This window comes from Brevibacterium sp. UBA7493 (assembly GCF_002479565.1).
GTDB classification, from domain to species: Bacteria; Actinomycetota; Actinomycetes; order Actinomycetales; family Brevibacteriaceae; genus Brevibacterium; species Brevibacterium luteolum.
The window spans coordinates 198,676-219,559 of the sequence record NZ_DLOD01000008.1 but is presented as its reverse complement, the minus strand read 5'-3'; the positions used below and the strand labels follow the sequence as shown (position 1 = coordinate 219,559).

Sequence of the window (20,884 nt, the reverse complement as noted above, 5' to 3'; positions counted from 1 at the left end):
GCCTCCCTGGACCCACGCCTCGTAAGCGGCCCGAGGTGAGCGCCCGCAGCGCGAACAGGTGCCGTCCTGAAACAGGTGCCGTCCTGAAATGCCGACCCGGTCGATCAGTCCGGGCGGCGAAATGGTAACGTGCGTCACACCGGCCGGGAGGAAAGTCTGCAGATGGAACGCAATGACGCTCACGCACTCGACGACGTCATCGCCGCCCTGCCGGACGACATCCTCGTCACCGACCCGGTCAGCATGGAGGCCTACCGGTGGGATCGCGCCAACGACCCCGCTGCTGGCATGCCGCTCGTCGTTGTCCGCCCGACAACGACGGAGCAGGTCCAGCAGGTCGTCACGATCGCGGCGAAACACCGCACCGCGATCGTCCCCCGCGGAGCCGGAACAGGGCTCTCCGGAGGCAGCACCGCAGTCGAGCGGGGCATCGTCGTCTCCCTCGACCGGATGAACAAGATCGAGGTCGACCCCGTCACCCGCACCGTCACCGCCGGGCCCGGGGCACTCAACGCCGAGGTCAAAGCCGCCGCAGCCGAACACGGACTGTGGTACCCGCCGGACCCGTCATCCTTCGAGATCTGCTCGATCGGAGGCAACGTCGCCACCAACGCCGGCGGCCTGTGCTGCGTGAAGTACGGCGTCACAACCGACTACGTCCTCGGTGTCACGGTCGTCCTCGCCGACGGCCGAGCCGTCACCCTCGGCGGCCCGCGCATCAAGGACGTCGCCGGACTGTCGCTGACGAAGCTGTTCGTCGGCAGCGAGGGCGCGCTCGGCATCTTCACCGAAGTCCAGCTGCGCCTCATCCCCGCCCAGAAGCAGCCGACGACCCTCGTCGCCACCTTCCCAACACTCGACGCGGCGACCGATGCGGTGCTGGGCATCACCCGGCAGATGCGCCCGTCGATGCTCGAATTCATGGACCAGACCACCATCAACGCCGTCGAAGACGCCACCAAGATGGGCCTTGACCGCGATGCCGCAGCAATGCTCATCGCCCAATCCGATGAGCCCAGCGGCGCAGCCCTCGACGAGATCCGGCGCATCGAGAAGATCTGCAACGCAACCGGGGCCACCGAATGCTTCGCCACCGACGACCCAGCCGACGGTGAGGCCTTCGTCGTCGCCCGCCGGATGGCGATCCCCGCCATCGAACGCCTCGGTGCCGTGCTGCTCGAAGACGTCGGGGTCCCGCTGCCGCGCCTCGGCGACCTCGTCCTGGGCATCGCCGAGATCGCGGAGAAGAATGACGTCACGATCGCCACGATGGCCCACGCCGGCGACGGCAACACCCACCCGCTCATCGTGCTCGAACGCTCCGACCCCGCGCAGCACGAACGCGCCCACATCGCCTACGGCGAGGTCATGGACCTGGCCATCAGCCTCGGCGGCACCATCACCGGTGAGCACGGCGTCGGCCGGCTCAAGCGCCCGTGGCTGGCCGACTGCCTCGGTGCCGACGTCCTCGAGCTCAACCACCGCATCAAGAAGGCACTCGACCCCGATGGAATCCTCAACCCCGGATCGATCCTCGTGCCCGAGGAGCCGGGCTGCTGAGAGCTGCTTCACAAAAATCCGCAATATAGATACACTATTCCACGTAATGGAATCTATAGTGCAGGTATGCCCGCTCGCAGCATCCCCCTGCATCCCCGGCATGGAGGAATGACGATGACTGACAACGATCAGACGACCGCATCGAACACAGTGACCCGCGCTGGCCTGCAGGTCGCCGCTGAGCTGGCTGACTTCACCGAACGCGAGGCGCTGCCGGCAGCCGGACTCGCCGCCGACGCGTTCTGGAGCGGAGTCGCTGAGCTGCTGGCCGACCTCACCCCGCGCAACCGCGAGCTGCTTGAGATCCGCGAACAGCTGCAGCGCAGGATCGATGACTACCACCGCACGAACCCCGGCACCCCGGATCCTAAGGAGTACCGGGCGTTCCTCGAAGAGATCGGCTACCTCGTCCCCGCCCCGGCAGAGGTGACGGTCACCACCGAGAACGTCGACCCGGAGATCACCGACCAGGCCGGCCCGCAGCTCGTCGTGCCGGTCTCCAACGCCCGCTTCGCCATCAACGCCGCGAACGCCCGCTGGGGTTCGCTCTACGACGCCTACTACGGCACCGACGCCATCGACCAGAGCGGCGAGCTGGCACCGGGCAGCGGCTACAACCCGACCCGCGGCGCCGCCGTCATCGCCAAGGGCCGCGAACTGCTCGATACCGCCGCCCCGCTGACCGAGGGCTCACACGCCGATGCCACCGGCTACCGGGTCGAGGGCGGCCAGCTGCACGTCACGCTCAGCGGCGGCACCGAGGCCGCGCTTGCCGCTCCCGAGGTGTTCGCCGGGTTCTCCGGTGACCCGGACTCGCCGACGCATGTGCTGCTGCGCCACAACGGCCTGCACATCGACATCGTCTTCGACCCCACCGGCACGATCGGCACGACCGATGCCGCCGGCATCGAAGACATCGTCGTCGAATCCGCCGTCACCACCATCATCGACCTCGAAGACTCCGTGGCCGCCGTCGATGCCGAGGACAAGACGCACTGCTACCGCAACTGGCGCGGCCTGGCCACCGGCACCCTGTCCGAGGAGGTGACGAAGAACGGCCGCACCTTCACCCGCTCGCTCAACCCCGACCGCACCTATGTCGCCCCCAATGGCAGCGACGAGATCTCCCTGCCCGGCCGCTCCCTGCTGTTCGTGCGCAACGTCGGCCACCTCATGACCACCGACGCCGTCCTCGGCGCCGACGGCAAGGAGGTCCCCGAGGGCATCCTCGACGCCATCATGACCGCGCTCGCCGCCGCACCCGCCCTCCGCGAGGGCACCGGCAACTCCCGTGCCGGCTCGATGTACATCGTCAAGCCGAAGATGCACGGACCCGACGAGGTCGCCTTCGCTGTCGAGATCTTCGCCCGCGTCGAGCAGCTCCTTGACCTGCCTGCGCGCACGCTCAAGATCGGCATCATGGACGAGGAGCGCCGCACCAGCGCCAACCTCGCCGCCGCGATCGCCCAGGCCGCCGACCGCGTCGTGTTCATCAACACCGGCTTCCTCGACCGCACCGGCGATGAGATCCACACCTCGAAGCAGGCCGGGCCGGTCGTGCGCAAGGCCGAGATGAAGTCCCAGAGCTTCCTCAAGGCCTACGAGGACGCCAACGTCGACATCGGCCTGGCTGCCGGCTTCCGCGGCCACGCCCAGATCGGCAAGGGCATGTGGGCGATGCCCGACCTCATGCACGACATGCTTAAGCAGAAGATCGGCCACGTGAAGGCCGGCGCGACCGCCGCCTGGGTGCCCTCGCCGACCGCCGCCACCCTGCACGCGCTGCACTACCACCAGGCAGACGCCTTCGAGATCCAGGGCGAGATCGCCACCCGTGAACCTGCCCCGCTCGACCCGCTGCTCGTACTGCCGCTGGGCGACCCGGCCTCGCTGAGCGACGAGGAGCGCCAGACCGAGGTCGATGAGAACGTCCAGTCGATCCTCGGCTACGTGGTCCGCTGGGTCGACCAGGGTGTCGGCTGCTCGAAGGTGCCCGACATCCACGACGTCGCCCTCATGGAGGACCGCGCCACCCTGCGCATCTCCAGCCAGCTGCTGGCCAACTGGCTCGCCCATGACATCATCAGCCTCGACCAGGTTGACGAGAGCCTTCACCGCCTGGCGGCTGTGGTCGATGAGCAGAACGCCGGGGATCCGAACTACGAGCCGCTCGTCACCGACGGCAAGGGCAGCGGCATCGCCTTCGAAGCCGCCCGCTCGCTCATCGTCGACGGCGCCAGCCAGCCCAGCGGCTACACCGAGCCGATCCTGCACCGCGCCCGCCGGGCCAAGAAGGCCGAGCAGCGCGCCTGAGCGGCAGCCGTCTGATCCCGCCCTGCAGATGACAGGGCGGGATCAGCCATGTGCGCTTATGCTGTGGCCATGGCATCGACACCCAGCCTGAGTTCCGTGCCCGCTGCCCCCGCGCCCGAGGCGCCGGTCGCCCTCATCACGGGTGCCACCAGCGGCATCGGGCTGGCGATCGCCCATGAGCTCGCCGCCGACGGCTACCGGCTCATCCTCGTCGCCCGCGACCTCGAGCGCCTCGACGCCACAGCCGTCAGGCTCATGCACCGCTACCGGATCGTCTGCGAGGTGCTCAGCTGCGATCTCAGCCGGACTGAGGGCGACGGGACGATCGGCGGGATCCGGCAGGTCACCGACCTCATCGACTCCCGCCGCGTCGACGTCGTCGTCAACAGCGCCGGCTACGGACTGCGCTCTTCGCTGCTGAGAACCGACCCGGCGGAGCTCGCGAAGCTCGACACCGTGCTCATCCGCGCCGTTGAGGACATCTCCTGGCATGCCGCCCATGCGATGCGCGCCCGCGGCCGCGGTGGCATCGTCAACATCGCCTCGATGGCCGCGGTCACGACGATGGGCACCTACGCCGGAGCGAAGTCGCATGTGCTCATCTTCACCGAAAGCCTCGCCGCCGCACTCGCCGGCACCGGCGTGACCGCCACCGCGGTGCTGCCCGGGTTCGTGCGCACCGAGTTCCACGACCGCATGGACGTCGACATGTCGCATCTGCCGGCCGCAGCCTGGGTCGACGCCTCGACCGTCGCCCGGCAGGGGCTGCGCGATGCCCGCGCAGGCAGGGTCGTCTCCGTGCCCGGCCTGCAGTACAAGCTCGCCTACGCCGCAGCCCAGGTGCTGCCCAGACCCCTCATCCGGTTCGCCAGCAACGGCTTCCGCTTCACCCGGCAGCCACGCCGCTGAACTCCCGAGGCCGCCCGCGCAGTGAAGACAAGGTGCCTTTGGGGAATCGGCAGCCGGGCACAGCGAGCGGCACGCCTCGCCACGAGCAACCCCTTCCGCCTATCAGCCGCTTCGCATATGCAAAGCCAAGCATGCAATATAAACGCAGGTAAGAGGCCGATTTCCGGACTCGGGTGGCGCGTGTGTCCGGTGAGATTTTCTTCGCAGGACAAGTTCACAAATCAACTAATCCATGGTTAAATGGTGATAATTCGACCCGGTGGGGATCGGGCGAATGACGGACGTATGGGGATGCGTCCGGGTACTCGAGGGGAGTGCTGCAAAGGCCCCGGGAAGACGCGTGACGCGCCCCGGGGTCTTTGTGTTTCTCCAGGCAGGACCTCTTCAGCTGGCACTCGGCTTCGTCCACGTAGACTGAGCGCATGTCAGAAACTGCGAAATCCCAGCTGCTGCAGCTCATCGACGAACTCGCCGTCGTGCGCGGAAAGGTCACGCTGTCCTCCGGCAAGGAGGCCGACTACTACCTCGACCTGCGCCGGGTCACCCTCGACCACCGCAGCGCCCCGCTCATCGGCGACGTCATGCTCGACCTGCTGGAATCCACCGGCTACCTCGACGAGGTCGAGGCGATCGGCGGCCTGACGATGGGCGCCGACCCGGTCGGCACCGCGATCATGCACCGCTCCGTCGTCCGCGGCACCCCCAAGGACACCTTCGTCGTGCGCAAGGCCGCCAAGGAACACGGCATGGGCCGCCGCGTCGAAGGCCCCGATGTGGCCGGCCGCAAGGTCATCGCCGTCGAGGACACCTCGACGACCGGCGGCTCCGTGCTCACCGCCGTCGAAGCACTCCGCGAAGCCGGTGCTGAGGTCATCGCCGTCGCCGTCGTGATGGACCGCAACACCGGTGCCAAGGAGCGCGTCGAGGCCGCAGGCCTGCCGTACCTCATCGCGCTGAGCACCAGCGACCTCGGTCTCGACTGAGCGTCACGATCCCAACCGGACCGGCACCTCGGGCCCGGTGCCGCCACCGCTGGGATTGGACGGCAGCTGACACCGCACGCAACACTAGACCCGGCGCCGCACGCGGCGCGCACCCCCGTCAATCGAAGGACCACCCGTGCTCGAACTCACCGGCATCACGCTCAAGTCCGGCCGCAAGACGTGGCTGAAGGACGTATCGCTGACCGCCCGCCCCCGCCGCCTGACCGGCATCGTCGGCCAGCGCGGCTCCGGCAAGACCGAACTCGTCCGCGTCATCATGGGCCTCATCACCCCCGATGAGGGCACCGTCGAACTCGAAGGCCACGAACTGGGCTTCGGCGACCGGCAGAACTTCGGCTACCTGCCCGCCGAACGCGGCGGCTACCCGGGGATGAAGGTCCTCGAACAGATCGTCTACCTCGCCCGCCTGCACGGCATGACGATGGGCGCAGCCGAGCGCAACGCCGTCACCCTGCTCTCTCGCCTCGACCTATCCGACCGCGCCTACGCGCCGCTGTCGCACCTGTCCGGCACCGAGGTCGCCCGCGCTGAGATCGCCGCCGTGCTCGCCGCCGACCCGGACGTCGTCGTGCTCGATGACCCGTTCGACGGCCTAGACGCCGCCAGCACCCAGAAGGTCTTCAGCCTGCTGCGCGACCACGCCGACTCCGGAGTCCCGGTCATCTTCACCTCCGATTCCTATGAGCTGACCGAATCGGTCGCCGATGACATCATCGCCCTCGACCACGGCACAGTCGTCGGCAAGGGCGCGCTGGCCACGCTGCGCCGGGACGCGAACCAGTACGCCGCCCGCTACGAGACCGCGGCCGCCGCCGAGGCGGGACGCACCAGCCTCGCTGCCCACCCCGGCATCGAAGTCGCCGACGATGAGGAGACCGGCGCAGCTGACCGCGAGCTGGTGGTCTTCTCCGCATCCGATCCGCAGGCGGCCTTCGCAGCCGTGGCTGCGACGACCGGCGTGACAGAATATGGTGCGCACAAGGCGAGCCTGGCCGAGCTGCTGAAGGAGAGGATCTGAGTGAACGACAAGAACAAGAAGGACCTCACCGACCCGGTCGACCCCACTGACCCAGCTGAGGCCAGCGCCCCGGTCGACCCGGCCGACCCGACGGCCCCCGGCGCCGATGACGACCTCGTCATCCTCGATGAGGACACCGAACCCGGCGAAGCCGATGCCCTCGCCGAGGGCGCAGACGCAGACGCTGAGGCTGACGCTGAGACAGACGTCGATTCCGAGGACGAGATCCCGGTCGAGACGATCGATGCCGATGACGATCTGCTCACCGATGCCGATGTGCCCTATGAGCTGCGCGAAGACCGCCCGGATCCCGGCAGCGAACCCAAGACCGGGCTCGTGTCTGAGTTCCGCGACCTCACCGGCCGGCAGGCCGCCTGGCTCGTGTCCAACCGCGAGACCGTCTCCGTGTCCCGCTCGCCGCTGTTCTACGTCACCAGCCTGATCCTCGGCCTGGCCGTCATCGCCGCGATCATCATCGGCGCGCAGAACGCGAGCCCGGAAGGCTCCACCGGCGACTCCACCCTGGCCACCGTCGGCCTCGGCGAACAGGCCGCAGCCGCTGAACAGCAGCTGGGCTTGAAAATCAAGGACGTCGACTCCGTTGAAGAGGCCCAGGAGCTCGTGCGCAACGGCGAAGCCGATGCCGCCCTCCTCGTCGACCCCTCCGGAATGGGCCAGCAGCAGCTCGTCGCGCTGAACTCCAAGCCGACGGAGATCATGAACAAGCTGCAGCCGGAGATGCCGGTGACCTACCTGGAGGAACCACCCGTGCCGGCCACGGCCAGCTCGGTGTTCGTCTGGGGCATGGCCCTGCTGCTGCTCGCCTCCGTGCTCACCCTCGGTGCTGCCCTGTACGCCAACGCCCGGGTCGAGAAGCGCAACCGCCTCGCCGAGGTCATCGCTGCCACCATCCCGCCCAGGGCCGCTGCCTGGGGCCGGGTCTACGGGCTGACGGTGCTCGCACTCGTCTACCTCGTCATCACCGTCGGCGTGCTCATGCTCGGCCTGTCGATCGCCTCGTTCAACTCCCTGGCGATGGCCGCGCTGCCGGGCATCGGCTGGTTCTCCGCGGTCTTCCTCATCGTTGTGCTGCTGTACATGTCGCTGTTCCTGTGGGCAGCCACCCCGGCCGGGCGCCGCGCCCGCCAGATCGGCTGCGGCATCATCGTGCTGCTCGCCGCCGCCGGAGCTTTCGTGCCGATGGTGTTCGCGCTCAAGGCCGACATCCTGCGCATCATGTCCTACGTCCCGTTCACTGCCCCGGTCGCCATGCCGATGCGCTACTTCGCCGGTCAGGCCGAGTGGTGGGAGGGCCTGCTGGCCGCCGGCATCGCGCTCGTCCTTGCGCTCATGGCCTTCGGCCTCTCTTCAGGCGCCTATGAGAAGAACCTGCTGCGTGGGGCCGGCCACGGCGGACGCACCGTCAAGCCGCGCAAGAAGGGCGCCGGTGCCGAGGCGGAGAAGAAGTCAGCTGCCGCCGACGACTCCGCAGATGCAGACGATGCCGACGCCGAGGCGGACGAGACTGACGACGTCGACGACGCTGACGAGTCCTCCAGCGGGTCGACGGCTGCGAAGACCGCCACGAAGGCGAAGCCTGCGGCGAAGAAGCCTGCCGCCAAGAAGTCCGGCTCCAAGAAGAAGCCGTGACCCAGCCACCGGGTGCTGAGCACCCAGCACCTGCACCAGGGGTCGATGCCGACACCACCGTCGGCGTCGGCCCCTGGGCCGGTGAGTGGCCAACCGGCGAGCACTACGACCCGGAACTGCTCGCCGAAGGCGACCGCCGCAACGTCGTCGACAAGTACCGGTATTGGAAGCTCAAGGCGATCGTCGCCGACCTCGACCGCACCCGCCACGGCTTCCACGTCGCCGTCGAGAACTGGCAGCACGACCTGAATATCGGCTCGGTCGTGCGCACCGCCAACGCCTTCAACGCCGCCGCCGTCCACATCGTCGGCCGGCGCCGCTGGAACCGCCGCGGGGCGATGGTCACCGACCGCTACCAGCACCTGCACCACCACCCCGACGCCGAGGCGCTGGCCGCCTGGTGTGCCGAGCGGAGCCTCCCGCTCATCGGCGTCGACAACTTCCCCGACTCCGTGCCCCTGGAGACCTACGAGCTGCCGGAGAAGTGCGTGTTCCTCTTCGGCCAGGAGGGCCCCGGCCTCACCGACGCCGCCCACGCCGCCTGTGAGGCGGTGCTGTCGATCGAGCAGTACGGTTCGACCCGGTCGATGAACGCCGCTGCCGCGGCGGCGATCGCCATGCATGCCTGGATCCGCCGGCACGCCTTCGGCCAGTCGGTCCGGTGAGCCCCACCTGCCGCACACCTCCAGCCATGCGCCAGCGGGCATAGACTCAGATCATGCCTACCATCCTCACCGGCGCCCGCCTGTTCAACCGCGCCCCTGACGCAGACCCCGTCGACATCACCCTCGATGACGGCACCATCGCAGCCATCGCTCCCGCCGCCGAGGCGGCCCCCGCCTCCGGCACGGACGTCATCGACGCGACCGGTTACGTCGTCATGCCGAGCCTGGGGGATGTCCACGCCCACCTCGACTCGAACCGGCTGGGCCAGACGTTTAGGCCGCACACCGCCGGATCCAGCCTGCACGAGCTCATCATGAACGACCGCGCCAACTGGCGCCACGGTGAGCGCAGCGCCTACGACCAGGCCGTTTACGCCGCCAGCCGGATCGTCGCCTCCGGCGCCACCCGCATCCGCACGCACGCCCAGATCGACTCCGACTGCCAGCTCGAGCGCTTCGAAGCCCTCCACGCCGCCAAGGAGACCCTGGCCGGGATCGTCGACATGGAGATCGTCGCCTTCCCGCAGGCCGGGCTGCTGCGCGATGCCGACGCCCCGCGCTACGTCGAACAGGGGCTGGCCGCCGGAGCTGACCTCATCGGCGGGCTCGACCCGACGACGTATGACCGGGACCCGAAGACGCACCTCGACATGGTCTTCGGCTGGGCCGAGAAGTACGGCATCGGCATCGACATCCATCTCCACGAACGCGGCACCGTCGGCGTGTTCACCCTCGAGGAGATCATCGCCCGCACCGACGCCGCCGGCATGCAGGGAAAGGTGACGGTCTCGCACTGCTTCGTGCTCGGCAGCGTCCCCGAACGCGAACAGCGCCGGCTGGCTGAGATGCTGGCGGCCAGCCAGATCGCCGTCACCACCGTCGCCCCGGCCGGAACCGTGCTGCCCTTGAAGCTGCTGGCGGAGACCGGCGTACGGGTGGGCCTCGGTGAGGACGGCCAGCGCGACTATTGGAGCCCCTACGGTGACGGTGATGTGCTGCGCCGGGTGTGGCAGCTGGCCTTCACCAACGGCTTCCGCGCCGATGCCGACATCGAGCACTGCCTCGACGTCGCCTCCCGCGGCGGCCGCCACATCCTCGACGGCGTCCCGCACGCCCCTGCCGGTGACGTGACCTCCGACGCCGAGGCGGGATTGGCCGTCGGTGCCCCAGCCGACCTGCTGCTGGCCAAGGCCGACACCGTGACCGCTGCGATCATGGACTGCCCGGATGAGCGGTTCGTGTTCAAGGCAGGCCGGCTCATCGCCCGCAACGGGAAGCTCACCGGCTGAGGTCGCCGGCAACGATGCCGAGTGTCGAAACTGGAACAGCGATGCATGGCGAGCCCGCATGTGTCCTGATAGGTTGAGACCAGCGCTGCGAAGCTGTGGCGGTGACGATGCGTGAGAGGTGCCCCATGAAGACGCTGACAGACCGTGTGACGAAGCCGCTGGCTGTGGGCCTGATGCTTCTGCTGGGGTTCGTCCTCACCGGATGCATGGCCGTCAGCTTCGACATGGAGATCGACAAGGACCTCAAGCTCAGCGGCACCGTGCAGTACACATTCGACCGGCAGATGCTCGAAGACCAGTCCTCCCAATACGGCGGCTACGGAACGCCGACTGACTACGAAGGCGATGTCGACGAGTCCATCCGGGAAGCACAGGCTGAGGCACCTGAAGGGGTGGCGGTGGAGAAGATCTCTACGGACACCGATCTCGGCATGAAGCTCATTCTCGACAAGGTCGACCCGAATGCGCTGACCGACGGTTCCGAGACCGGTCTTGAGGGCCTGTCGATCAGCAAGGAGAACGGCGAGATCTCGTTCTCGATGCCGAACTTCATCCGCTCCTCCGATCTGGGGTCCGGTGTCGGCGAATACGAGACCGCTGGTGGCGATCCCGCCAGTCTGTTCACTGAGGCGACCGTCAAACTGACGTTCCCCGGCAAGATCATCGACGCCCCCGGTGGTCAGGTCGAGGACAATGTCGTCACCTACGACCTGAAGAGCTTCGACGGCGACACCATCACCGTCAAGGCGAAGAGCTCGTCCTTCCCGTGGTGGATCCTCTTCGTCATCGGCGGCATTCTTCTGCTGCTGCTCATCGGCGGCGGCATTCTGCTCGCCGTCCTGCTCTCGCGGAAGAAGAAGAAACAGCAGTACCAGGGCGGTCCCGCCGCTGCCGCCTCCTACGGCGTGCCCGGTCAGTACGGTCATCAGAGCCAGTACGGACAGCCGGGTCAGTACGGCCAGCCTGGCCAGTATGGTCAGCCCGGAGCTCCGGCAGGCACCGGATCGGGCCCCGGCCAGTACGGCCAACCGCCCCAGCCGGGACAGCCCGGTTCCTACGGTCAGCCGCCTCAGCAGGGGCAGCCCGGTGCCGGCGCTTCGGCTCCCGGCCAGTACGGACAGCCTGGGCCACAGAGCCAGCCTGGCCCGTATGGTCAGCCGCCTCAGCAGGGGCAGCCCGGTGGACCCGGCCGCGTGCAGCCACCGCAGGCACCTGGTTCGGCACCAGGGTCCTACGGGCAGCAGGGCGGTTCGCAACCGCAGTGGGGACAGGGGCGGCCCGGTCAGCAGTACGGACAGCCGCCCCAGCAGGAGCCGGGGCAGCCGGGATACGGCAATCCCGGATATGGTTCAGGTCCGCAGCCACCACGACAGTGAGAGCTGAGCGCGCATGACATGCGCTGAGCATTGAGGGGTCCAGACGTCAGTCTGGGCCCCTCTTGTCTGCGTGGAAGTCGGTACTGGTGATGTTGTCAACGCGCCGTCGGCAGACAGTTAGAAATCGATCTGCGAGACGGTGATGTTGAGGGACTCGGCGACGTCATCGAGGATGAGACGGCCCGTTCCTTCGAGAAGCGAACCACAGGCGTCACGGTAGGGACCGAGTTTCCACGCACCACGCACATGTGAAACGCGGTCGGCGAAGACAACGGCCACCTCAGCAGGACCCGCATTGCTGAGTTCTGCCTGACGGGAATGCCAGATGATTCCAGCAGGGTGCTGCGGTCCTGCGTGAACTGCTCGAGCGACTCTGCGGGTGCACGGGTAGTGCTCGGGCGAGCTGCTCGCAAGCTGGGGTCGGGTGAGGCCGAGCCGATTCAGCTGTGGGTCCCGAAGGTCGATCAGCTCCATATCACAGGGCGGAATGAGCCGAGCGTGCAGTTTGCCGTGCAGCGATAGTTCCGACACGACTCGCGGTGTCTGCGTATGAACGTCATGGAAGCTGGTTTCGAGTAGTGCTGCAGAAAGTGATTCAGCGAGGTAGAGCGTCGGAACACGCTCCTGTGTGTCGAGTGCATCGAATGGTGCGAACCTCGTGTCTCCGAAACCAGGGTTTGGGTGGCTGCACCCGTCCTGCGTGTCGTAGACCCAATACCAGTGCCGCGTTTTCGGGATAGTGACGATAGGCAGGTCGCCAGCTTCTGCTAGACCACTGAGTTCAACAGCGGCTACCGTGCATCTCTTCGGGTCAGGACATTGTAGGTCTTGGGGAGGGAAGATGCGGGTCATGCGCTTTCCGTCGCGCGCCGGATCTCGGCGGCGTAGCGATCTGAGGCTCGTGCCGCTCGCCCAGCGTCGGTCTTCACTACTTCGGCCGGGACTTCTCCGCTGAGGAGCCCGTTCGGCTGTGTTAACCATGCCCAGAGAGACCAGCCATCAAGGCCGGCCCTGAGGAGGGGGCGTATCAGTTCGACGACGCGAGGGTCAGCGTTACCGGAGCTTGTGAGCTGCACCTTGGGAATCATGGTGGCCCCACTGAGTTCGACAGTGAACAGCTCGTTGCGCTTCCGCATTCTCGACACCCAGGTGCGCACCGAGCTCTCCTGAGAGCTGCGTGTCGTTGCGAGAGACGCGTAGGTCTCGAAGCCCTCTTCTTCCAAGAGGTGCTGTCGGAGTCCCGCGCTGCGCTGGATCTGCTTCTGCGACACAAGCGAGATGAGCGCCGCGCTCTCGTCGAGCATCGTCTGTCGGACGTGTGAGACGAAGGCAGCACGCGCCGCTACCTTCCTGTGCCGATCTGCCCGGATCAGGGCGAGGGCATGTTCCAATTCTTCCTTGCTGGCTCCCACGACTTCGAGATGGCCGTTGGCATCGTTGAGGTGGAGCTGGTCTGAATTGTCGACGGTCATGGTAGCCCTCCTTCACCACATTGTAGCAATGTAGCGTAATAGCACCATGTGCTACACGCGCTACATTTGCGAAGAAGGATCAGCTTGCGCCCGGAGGACCCATGTGCTCGCGCGATTCGGGTGGAGCGAAACGGCGGTGGTCATCCCTGGGAGCCGGCTGCGGTCCCGGATGGGCAGGTCGCGGGTGCGGCGTACCCTGCTGCACCGGGTGACCGGGATCTGGCTGCGGATGCGGTGGGCCGGGCTGCTGCGGAGCAGGCTGACCATAGGGTCCGGGCTGAGGGTGCGGCGGCATCTGCTGAACTTGCGGTGGCACCGGGCCGAGTCCAACCGGCGGCGGACCGCCAGAACCGCTCGGCCCCGGATATGCAGGACCTCCCGGCGCTGGTCCCGCAGAGCCATAGCCTGACCCGCCGTACGCCAGCCCACCTGGCGCCGGTATTCCGGGAGGCGCAGCCCCATAACCTGGACCACCATAACCGGGTCCTGGAGGCATCGTCTGCCGCTGGCGCTTATTGCGCACGACGACGGCGATGCTGATCCCAGCGATGACAGCAAGCAGCAGCACACCTCCGACAATGTAGAGGATCCACCAGGGAAACGACGAGGCCTTCGCGGTCACGGTGATGGTGTCGCCGCTGAACTGCCGCAGGTCGAACGTCACCGTCTTCCCCTTGACCTCACCGCCGGGTGCGCTGACGACACGACCGGGGAACGTGAAGGTCATCTTCGCCTCATCGAACATGAACCGGCCGGGAGCATGGCTCCAGCCGGCGGACCCATAACTGGGGCCGGCGTCATCGATGAGGAGGAAGTTGGGCATGCTCAGCGTGATTTCGTTGTCCTGCTCGCTCAGGTGCAGTTCGCTGAGGCCGAAGTCCTCCACCGCGGTATGGCTGGGGTCGACCGCATCGTAGGTGTAGCGCGCCCCGATGTACTGCTCATCGGCGATCTTCTCCACCGTGACACCTGCAGGCAGGGTCTGCCGTGCCTCTTCGATCGACTCATCGATCAGGGTGTCAGCGTCGCCGGTGCCCGAGCCGTAGGTGCTGGAGTCGAATGCGCTGAGGTCTTCAACGGCAGTGCGCTCGATGAGTGCGTCGACGGTGCCGGAGACCTTCAGGTCCCTGCTGATGGCGAGGTCGCCGTTGATCTTCATGCAGCCGGTGAGCAGGACGGTGAGGACGAGCAGGACGACGACTGCCAGGTGGCGGGTGGCAGAAATCCGGGGCAGGGTCATCGCGGTTCCTTCGGCGGGTCATCACTGGCGGCAGCGCAGTGCACTCCTCAACCTAACCGAACTCACCGCCGGCAGCCACCGCGCCCATCGTCTGCGCACAGCAACCGACCCCGAGGCGGTTCTCACCACCTCGGGGTCGGTTCAGGGGAGTGCGCGGGTCAGGCAGGGAGTCTCGGTCTGCCGCCCGCGGTCTCAGCCGGCCTGCAGGTCGGCTGCGCGGGCTTCGATGAGCCCGCCCATCTCGGCAAGCTCGGCGGTCAGTGCGTCGGCTTCGTCGAAGGTGCGCGGAATGACCGTCAGCCGCTTGGCGTAGTGGCCGATCGGGTACTCCATCGTCATGCCGATGCCGCCGTGCATCTGGATCGCCTCCTGGCTGATGTGCCGGCAGGCGTCGTCGATGACGAGCTTGGCTGCGATGACGTCCCGGTGACGGGTCTGCGGGTTGTTCTCGGTGACGGCGAGCTTGGCGTACAGGGCCATGCTCTTGGCGTACTCGAGCGTGGCGTACAGGTCGGCTGCCCGGTGCTGCAGGACCTGGTTGCGGCCGATCGGGAAGCCGAACTGCTCGCGGGTGTGCAGGTACTCCGCGGTCATCTTCAGCGAGGCCTCCATCGCGCCGACGGCCTCGGCGCACAGGGCGGCGTTGGCGGTGTCGATGACGGCAGCGATTGCTTCTGAAGCATCGCCTTCGCCCAGGCGGGTGGCCGGGGCGCTGTCGAAGAGCACTGAGCCGGCCTTGTGGCCATCGGCCTGAGTGCGCACGTCGATCGTCACACCCTCGGCAGCCGGGTCGACGAGGAACAGGCCAACCCCGCCGTCGACGGCGGCTGAGACGATGAGCCGGTCAGCGGCCCCGAGTCCGAGCACACCGGACTTCTCGCCGGTCAGGGTCACGCCGGACTCCGAGACCGAGGCGGTGGTGCCTGGGTGCGTAAGATCGTAGCGTCCGGCCGGTTCGTAGGCGGCGAACGCCAGCTTCGTCTCACCGGCGGCCACGCCGGGCAGCAGCTCCGACTTCTGCTCATCGGTGCCGACGGCGGTGATGAGCCCGGCACCGAGCACGACGGTCGCCAGGTACGGCTCCAAGGTCAGTGCGCGGCCAAACTGCTCCATGACGACGGCGACTTCGGCGAATCCCATGCCGGCGCCGTCGTAGTCTTCGTCGATCGGCAGGCCGAGCAGGCCGATCTCAGCGAACTGGTTCCACATGCTCTCGCTGTAGCCGGCTTCGGAGGCGAGCACCTCGTCGCGGGCGGCGGCGTCGTATTTGGTGGAAAGCAGGCGGCCGACGGTCGAGGCAAGCTCCTGCTGGACGTCTGTGAGTTCGAGATCCATTGAGTTCTCCTAGTGGTGAAAGAGTCGAGCCTGCGGATCAGAGTCCGAGCAGAGCCTTCGAGATGATCGAGCGCTGGACTTCCGAGGAGCCGCCGTAGATGGTGACCTTGCGGTAGTTGTAGTAGTGCGGGCCGGCATCGACAGCACCCGGGGGCAGGGTCGTGAAGCCGGTGGGCACCTCGCGGCTATCGACGAAGTCGATGCCCTGCGGGCCGAGCACGTCCATCATGAGCTCGGAGATGTCCTGCTGGATCATCGAGCCGCGCAGCTTGAGCACCGAGGAGCGCGGATCCGGCTTGTCATCGCCAGCGACCTGGGTCGAGAGGATCCGCAGCTGGGTGAACTCGAGCGCGGTGAGTTCGGCTTCGACCTTCGTCAGGCGGGCGGCGAACAGCGGGTCGTCGAGCAGCGTGCCGCGGGAGGTCTTGGTGGCCGCGGCGTAGGCCTTGACGCGGGCCAGTGCGACCTTCGAATCGCCGATCCGGGCGATGCCGGTGCGCTCGTTGCCAAGCAGGAACTTCGCGTACGTCCAGCCCTTGTTCTCTTCGCCGACGAGGTTCTCGACGGGGACCTCGACGTTGTCGAAGAACACTTCGTTGACCTCGTGGCCGCCGTCGATGAGCTCGATCGGACGGACGGTGACACCGGGGGACTTCATGTCGATGAGCAGGAAGGAGATGCCGGCCTGCTTCTTGGCATCCGGGTCGGTGCGCACGAGGTTGAAGATCCAGTCGCCGTACTGGCCGAGCGTCGTCCAGGTCTTCTGGCCGTTGACGATGTAGACATCGCCCTTGCGCACCGCTGAGGTCTTGACCGAGGCGAGGTCGGAGCCGGCGTTGGGTTCGGAGAAGCCCTGCGACCACCAGATGTCGATGTTGGCCGTGGCCGGCAGGAAGCGCTCCTTGAGCTCCTGGGAGCCGAACGTCGCGATCACCGGGCCGACCATCGCGGTGTTGAACGGCAGCGGAGTCGGCACGGAGGCCAGCTGCATCTCCTCAAGCCAGATGTGGCGCTGCACGGGCGTCCAGTCCTGGCCGCCCCATTCGACCGGCCAGTTCGGAACCGCGTAGCCGTGCTTGTTGAGGATGCGCTGGCTGGTGACGATGTCCTCTTTGGAAAGCTCCTGGCCGATGGCCTGGCGGTAGCGGATTTCCTCGGGGATTTCGGTGCGGAAGAACTCGCGCATCTGATGGGCGAAATCGAGCTCTTCCGGGCTGAGCAGATGATCCATAAGAACTACCTCGATCGTTCGATAAGTGAGCGTGCGTTCAGTCTAAGCCTGTGGTTGAGGTCTCACAACTCGATCGGCCGGCGGCAGGAGGGCTGGTCTCGGCTGGTGGCCGCGCCCGAGGCGGTGGTCAGGTGTCCCGGCGTGCGATCGCTGCCGTGGCGGAGCCCTGGGGAACGGGGATGACGAGGAGGAGCCCGAGTGCCAGCACGGCGATGATGCCGATGACCCCGGCGCGCTGGAAGCCGAAGGTCGCGATCGACACGGCGAACATCGCCGGGCCCAAGAAGCTGACGGCGCGGCCGGTGGTGGCGTAGAGGCCGAAGTTCTCTCCGGCCTTCTCCGGCGGGGTGATGCGGGCGAGGAAGGAGCGGCTGGCCGCCTGCACCGGCCCCACACAGAAGCTCAGCACCATTGCGCAGACCCAGAAGACTGTGACGCTGTCGGTGAAGACGATCGGGGTGCCGGCGACGATGAGGACGATGAGCCCGCCGATGATGACGCTCTTGGGCCCGAACCGGTCATCGAGGAACCCGGCGAGGACCGACCCGATGCCGGCGACGATGTTGGCTGCGACGCCGAGGATGATGACATCAGCGGGGGAGAACCCGTAGGAGCCAGCTGCCAGGACGCCTGCGAAGGCGAAGATGGCCGCCAGCCCGTCGCGGAACACGGCCGAGGCGATGAAGAACTTCAGCGTCCGCCGCTCATCGCGCCACATCGTCACCAGCCGGATGACCAGTGCCTTGTAGTCACGGGCGAAGGCGACGACCGGATTGCCCTGTTCGCGCACGGCTGCCGTGTCGGCGGCACCGGGTGCGAAGAGGAAGACGGGGAGCGCAAACAGCAGGAACCACACTGCGGAGATCACCGCGACGATCCGGTAGCGCAGGCCGTCTGCGTCGGTGGCGCCGAAGATCCCGACCTCGGGCTGGATGACGGTCAGCAGCAGGATGACGAGCAGCACGAGCCCGCCGACGTATCCCATGCCCCAGCCGAACCCGGAGACCTTGCCGATGTTGGCCGGTGTCGTAATGCGGATCATGAGCCCGTTGTAGGAGACCTCAGCGAACTCGAAGAAGATGCTGCCAGCAGCCAGCAGGATGAGCCCGAGCGCCAGGTGGTCGGGGGTGTCCTTGACCCAGAACATGCCGGCCATGCTGGCGACGACGATGAGCGTGTGGACGCCCAGCCACATCTTGTGCCGCCCGCCGGCATCAGCCCGGGTGCCGGCGGCTGGGGCAACGAGGGCGATGATGAGGCCTGCGGCGGCCATCGACCAGCCGAGCGCCGTCGAGCCGGCCTCCTCGGTCGAGGCGACGGCCTTCGTCAGATACGGGGCGAAGACGAAGGTGATGATGACGGCGTTGAACGCCGCCGAACCCCAGTCCCACAGCGCCCACGCGGTGATCGCCGTACGCGAGCTCCCGCGCGGAGTCGGGCGCGCGACCGGGCGGGCAGACGCCTCGGGAACGGTTGCCGGCTCCGGGGCCGGGCCGCCGGACGGCGGGGGAGAAGAGGTCATGGTTCGACTCTAGCCGGGATCCATCTATTGCGAGATCATGTGGGCGGTAGAACTTTGTTACATCGCACTGTTCTTGACAGGAATGTGGAGCGGTCGCGAACGAAAGCTAGGGGAATCGCTGTTATGCCTAACGGAACTCAAAAACCCGGGACCGTGCGGGTGCCAACGGATATGTTTTCACCCGACACGGGTGAAGTGCTCCCAACCGAACTTGAAGGGCGCAGTGTGCATTACCAGCTAGGTTTTGCGGGCTCACCGGTCCCGCAGCTAACGGGTGATGGGGTAAGTATCGGCGAAGTACAAATTAGCCAGTCCGATGAACCGTTCCATTACCAGTACACGGATGTAGTGATTTTCGGCGAAACAGACTTTTACGAATCTGAAACAACGCGCAAACTATGGTCTCGCCCTGGTCAGTTTGTCACAATTGCTAGTACGGAATTCGACTTAGAGCGCGAACGCTCCGATATTCAAGTGAGGGAGGCGAGAGAGCTCTGCGAGTCAACATTGGGCGCCCTTTGTGCGGTGTTGGACGAGCGGTTTTTAGATCGGCGCATAGGGGAATTCATGGTGGTTGACTCTGGCGAGGGCGCGATTGCTCTAGATGTTACCTCGGCAGTTCGAACCTTCCAGCCGGGGATCGGTCGAATAGGGCTTGAAGAACTCCAGTCAAGTGCTACTGGGTTCACTGGTGACCCGATCCTTAGCTCTGCATTGAAATTTTATACGCGTGGTGTAGAGAATCGCCTCACTGAAGTAGGTTACGTCATTCTGTCGGCCACGTTAGATATGCTTTCTGGAGGCCGCAATCGTCTTAACCCCGTAGATATCCGAGCTGCGCTTTACAAAGCCAGCGCCAGAGATTGGGGGAGTAATCGAGTCAAGAAGGTGGTTAGAGTTCGAAATGAATTGATTCACACCGGTATGATTCCATCCGCTGACATGTTCGAGGCGTGGTACGACCTCGAGGAGATGGTTCGTACTCTGTTGCGTCATCGCATGAGAGTCTCAAGTGAATGGGATGTTCGTGTCCCAATGTACGAGGGTCCGGTTAATCTGTTCGCTACGCAAGTTGACGAAGAAGAGGTACCGGAAGACCGGCGCTATCAACAATAGAGTCATGTCGGTTTCAGTCTTGAGCTAGATGGGTAGCCCGGAACCGCGCGCCTGCAGCCGATGCACATGTGGCAATACGGACCCCGAGGTGACAAGATCAGAAGTACGACCGACCATGCGTCCATCCCTGCTCGTCGAAGGAGAAACCCATGCCCATCGCAACGACCGAGGTCTATTCCGAGCTCATCGACCGTGCCAAGTCGCAGCAGTTCGCCTACCCCGCCGTGAACTGCACATCCTCGCAGACCATCAACGCCGCCATCCGCGGCTTCGCCGAAGCAGAGTCCGACGGCATCATCCAGATCTCGACCGGCGGTGCCGAGTACATGTCCGGCCCGACCATCAAGGACCGGGTGCGCGGAGCGGTCGCCTTCGCCGTCTTCGCGCAGGAAGTCGCCAAGAGCTACGACGTCAACATCGTCCTGCACACCGACCACGCCCCCAAGGACGCGCTTGAGCACTGGGTCAAGCCGCTGCTGGAGATCTCAACCGAGCGCGTCAAGAACGGTGAGCAGCCGCTGTTCGGCTCCCACATGTGGGACGGTTCGGCCGTGCCGCTGGAGGAGAACCTGCAGATCGCCGAGGAGATGCTGCGTCTCTCGCAGGACGCCCACACGCTGCTCGAGGTCGAGATCGGCATCGTCGGCGGCGAAGAGGACGGGGTGGAGAACGAGATCAACGACAAGCTCTACACCACCGTCGAAGACGGCCTCGCCACCGCACGGGCGCTGGGCACCGGTGAGAAGGGCCGCTACCTGACGGCGCTGACTTTCGGCAATGTGCACGGCGTCTACAAGCCGGGCAACGTCAAGCTGCGCCCGGAGCTGCTGGGGGAGATCCAGGACGCCGTCGGTGCTGAGGTCGGCAAGGACAAGCCCTTCGACCTCGTCTTCCACGGCGGCTCAGGGTCCTCGGCTGAGGACATCGCCGAGGCGGTGCGCAACGGAGTCGTGAAGATGAACATCGACACCGACACCCAGTACGCCTTCTCCCGCCCGGTCGCCGACCACATGTTCAAGAACTACGACGGCGTCCTCAAGATCGACGGCGAGGTCGGCAACAAGAAGATCTACGACCCGCGCTCCTGGGGCAAGGCCGCAGAAGCAAACATGGCCGCCCGCATCGTCGAAGCCTGCGAGCATCTCGGCTCGGCCGGCAAGCGCATGAAGTGACCTGACCACTCC

At 66.3% G+C, this 20,884-nt stretch carries 18 protein-coding genes; 11 read left to right on the top strand and 7 right to left on the bottom strand.

What is annotated here, in order from left to right:
• Positions 1 to 183 (bottom strand): hypothetical protein (locus B4E96_RS06030; protein ID WP_286956779.1); only part of this gene is annotated, 183 nt, incomplete at its 3' end.
• On the opposite strand from B4E96_RS06030, the gene B4E96_RS06025 reads away from it, so the two are divergent.
• From B4E96_RS06025 to B4E96_RS05985, 9 genes are all read left to right on the top strand, one after another.
• Positions 163 to 1,560 (top strand): FAD-binding oxidoreductase, encoded by a 1,398-nt coding sequence (locus B4E96_RS06025; RefSeq protein WP_286956778.1) that lies wholly within the window; start codon positions 163 to 165, stop codon positions 1,558 to 1,560. The genes B4E96_RS06030 and B4E96_RS06025 overlap by 21 nt on opposite strands.
• Positions 1,561 to 1,674: 114 nt before the next feature.
• On the top strand, positions 1,675 to 3,873 hold the full coding sequence (locus tag B4E96_RS06020) for a malate synthase G (RefSeq protein ID WP_286956777.1): 2,199 nt from the start codon (positions 1,675 to 1,677) through the stop codon (positions 3,871 to 3,873).
• 69 nt (positions 3,874 to 3,942) lie between these two features.
• On the top strand, positions 3,943 to 4,782 hold the full coding sequence (locus tag B4E96_RS06015; RefSeq protein WP_259800251.1) for an SDR family NAD(P)-dependent oxidoreductase: 840 nt from the start codon (positions 3,943 to 3,945) through the stop codon (positions 4,780 to 4,782).
• Positions 4,783 to 5,204: 422 nt separating this feature from the next.
• Positions 5,205 to 5,765 carry an orotate phosphoribosyltransferase gene (pyrE, locus tag B4E96_RS06010; RefSeq protein ID WP_170273643.1) on the top strand — a complete coding sequence of 187 codons (561 nt, stop codon included), beginning with the start codon at positions 5,205 to 5,207 and terminating at the stop codon, positions 5,763 to 5,765.
• Between the two features lie 136 nt (positions 5,766 to 5,901).
• Positions 5,902 to 6,804: an ABC transporter ATP-binding protein gene (locus B4E96_RS06005; protein ID WP_286956774.1), complete on the top strand. Its 903-nt coding sequence runs from the start codon at positions 5,902 to 5,904 to the stop codon at positions 6,802 to 6,804.
• Positions 6,805 to 8,454 (top strand): ABC transporter permease, encoded by a 1,650-nt coding sequence (locus B4E96_RS06000; RefSeq protein WP_286956773.1) that lies wholly within the window; start codon positions 6,805 to 6,807, stop codon positions 8,452 to 8,454.
• Positions 8,451 to 9,119, top strand: a complete 669-nt coding sequence (locus B4E96_RS05995; RefSeq protein WP_286956772.1) for a TrmH family RNA methyltransferase — start codon at positions 8,451 to 8,453, stop codon at positions 9,117 to 9,119. Before B4E96_RS06000 ends, B4E96_RS05995 begins: the two co-directional genes overlap by 4 nt.
• A 53-nt stretch (positions 9,120 to 9,172) precedes the next feature.
• Complete coding sequence (locus B4E96_RS05990; protein WP_286956771.1) at positions 9,173 to 10,408, top strand: amidohydrolase family protein; 1,236 nt, start codon at positions 9,173 to 9,175, stop codon at positions 10,406 to 10,408.
• A gap of 125 nt (positions 10,409 to 10,533) precedes the next feature.
• Positions 10,534 to 11,784 carry an LppM family (lipo)protein gene (locus B4E96_RS05985; protein ID WP_286956770.1) on the top strand — a complete coding sequence of 417 codons (1,251 nt, stop codon included), beginning with the start codon at positions 10,534 to 10,536 and terminating at the stop codon, positions 11,782 to 11,784.
• A 117-nt stretch (positions 11,785 to 11,901) separates the two neighbouring features.
• Here B4E96_RS05985 and B4E96_RS05980 read toward each other — a convergent pair whose 3' ends face one another.
• The 6 genes from B4E96_RS05980 to B4E96_RS05955 all read right to left on the bottom strand — a co-directional run bounded on the left by B4E96_RS05980 (position 11,902) and on the right by B4E96_RS05955 (position 18,584).
• Positions 11,902 to 12,636, bottom strand: a complete 735-nt coding sequence (locus tag B4E96_RS05980) for an RES family NAD+ phosphorylase (RefSeq protein WP_286956769.1) — start codon at positions 12,634 to 12,636, stop codon at positions 11,902 to 11,904.
• Positions 12,633 to 13,256 carry a hypothetical protein gene (locus B4E96_RS05975; RefSeq protein ID WP_286956768.1) on the bottom strand — a complete coding sequence of 208 codons (624 nt, stop codon included), beginning with the start codon at positions 13,254 to 13,256 and terminating at the stop codon, positions 12,633 to 12,635. The genes B4E96_RS05980 and B4E96_RS05975 overlap by 4 nt, the downstream gene beginning before the upstream one ends.
• A gap of 79 nt (positions 13,257 to 13,335) precedes the next feature.
• The gene (locus tag B4E96_RS05970) at positions 13,336 to 14,496 is read right to left on the bottom strand and encodes an LppM family (lipo)protein (RefSeq protein WP_286956766.1); all 1,161 of its coding nucleotides are present in this window, start codon (positions 14,494 to 14,496) and stop codon (positions 13,336 to 13,338) included.
• A 192-nt stretch (positions 14,497 to 14,688) separates the two neighbouring features.
• Complete coding sequence (locus B4E96_RS05965; RefSeq protein WP_286956764.1) at positions 14,689 to 15,831, bottom strand: acyl-CoA dehydrogenase family protein; 1,143 nt, start codon at positions 15,829 to 15,831, stop codon at positions 14,689 to 14,691.
• 37 nt (positions 15,832 to 15,868) lie between these two features.
• Positions 15,869 to 17,062, bottom strand: a complete 1,194-nt coding sequence (locus tag B4E96_RS05960; RefSeq protein ID WP_175293716.1) for an acyl-CoA dehydrogenase family protein — start codon at positions 17,060 to 17,062, stop codon at positions 15,869 to 15,871.
• 127 nt (positions 17,063 to 17,189) lie between these two features.
• Complete coding sequence (locus tag B4E96_RS05955; protein ID WP_286956762.1) at positions 17,190 to 18,584, bottom strand: MFS transporter; 1,395 nt, start codon at positions 18,582 to 18,584, stop codon at positions 17,190 to 17,192.
• A 123-nt stretch (positions 18,585 to 18,707) separates the two neighbouring features.
• Here B4E96_RS05955 and B4E96_RS05950 point away from each other — a divergent pair, with 123 nt between their 5' ends.
• Positions 18,708 to 19,700, top strand: coding sequence for a hypothetical protein (locus tag B4E96_RS05950; RefSeq protein ID WP_286956761.1), 993 nt, complete (start codon positions 18,708 to 18,710; stop codon positions 19,698 to 19,700).
• A gap of 149 nt (positions 19,701 to 19,849) precedes the next feature.
• On the top strand, positions 19,850 to 20,872 hold the full coding sequence (gene fbaA, locus B4E96_RS05945; RefSeq protein WP_286956760.1) for a class II fructose-bisphosphate aldolase: 1,023 nt from the start codon (positions 19,850 to 19,852) through the stop codon (positions 20,870 to 20,872).
• The last annotated feature ends 12 nt before the right edge of the window (positions 20,873 to 20,884 follow it).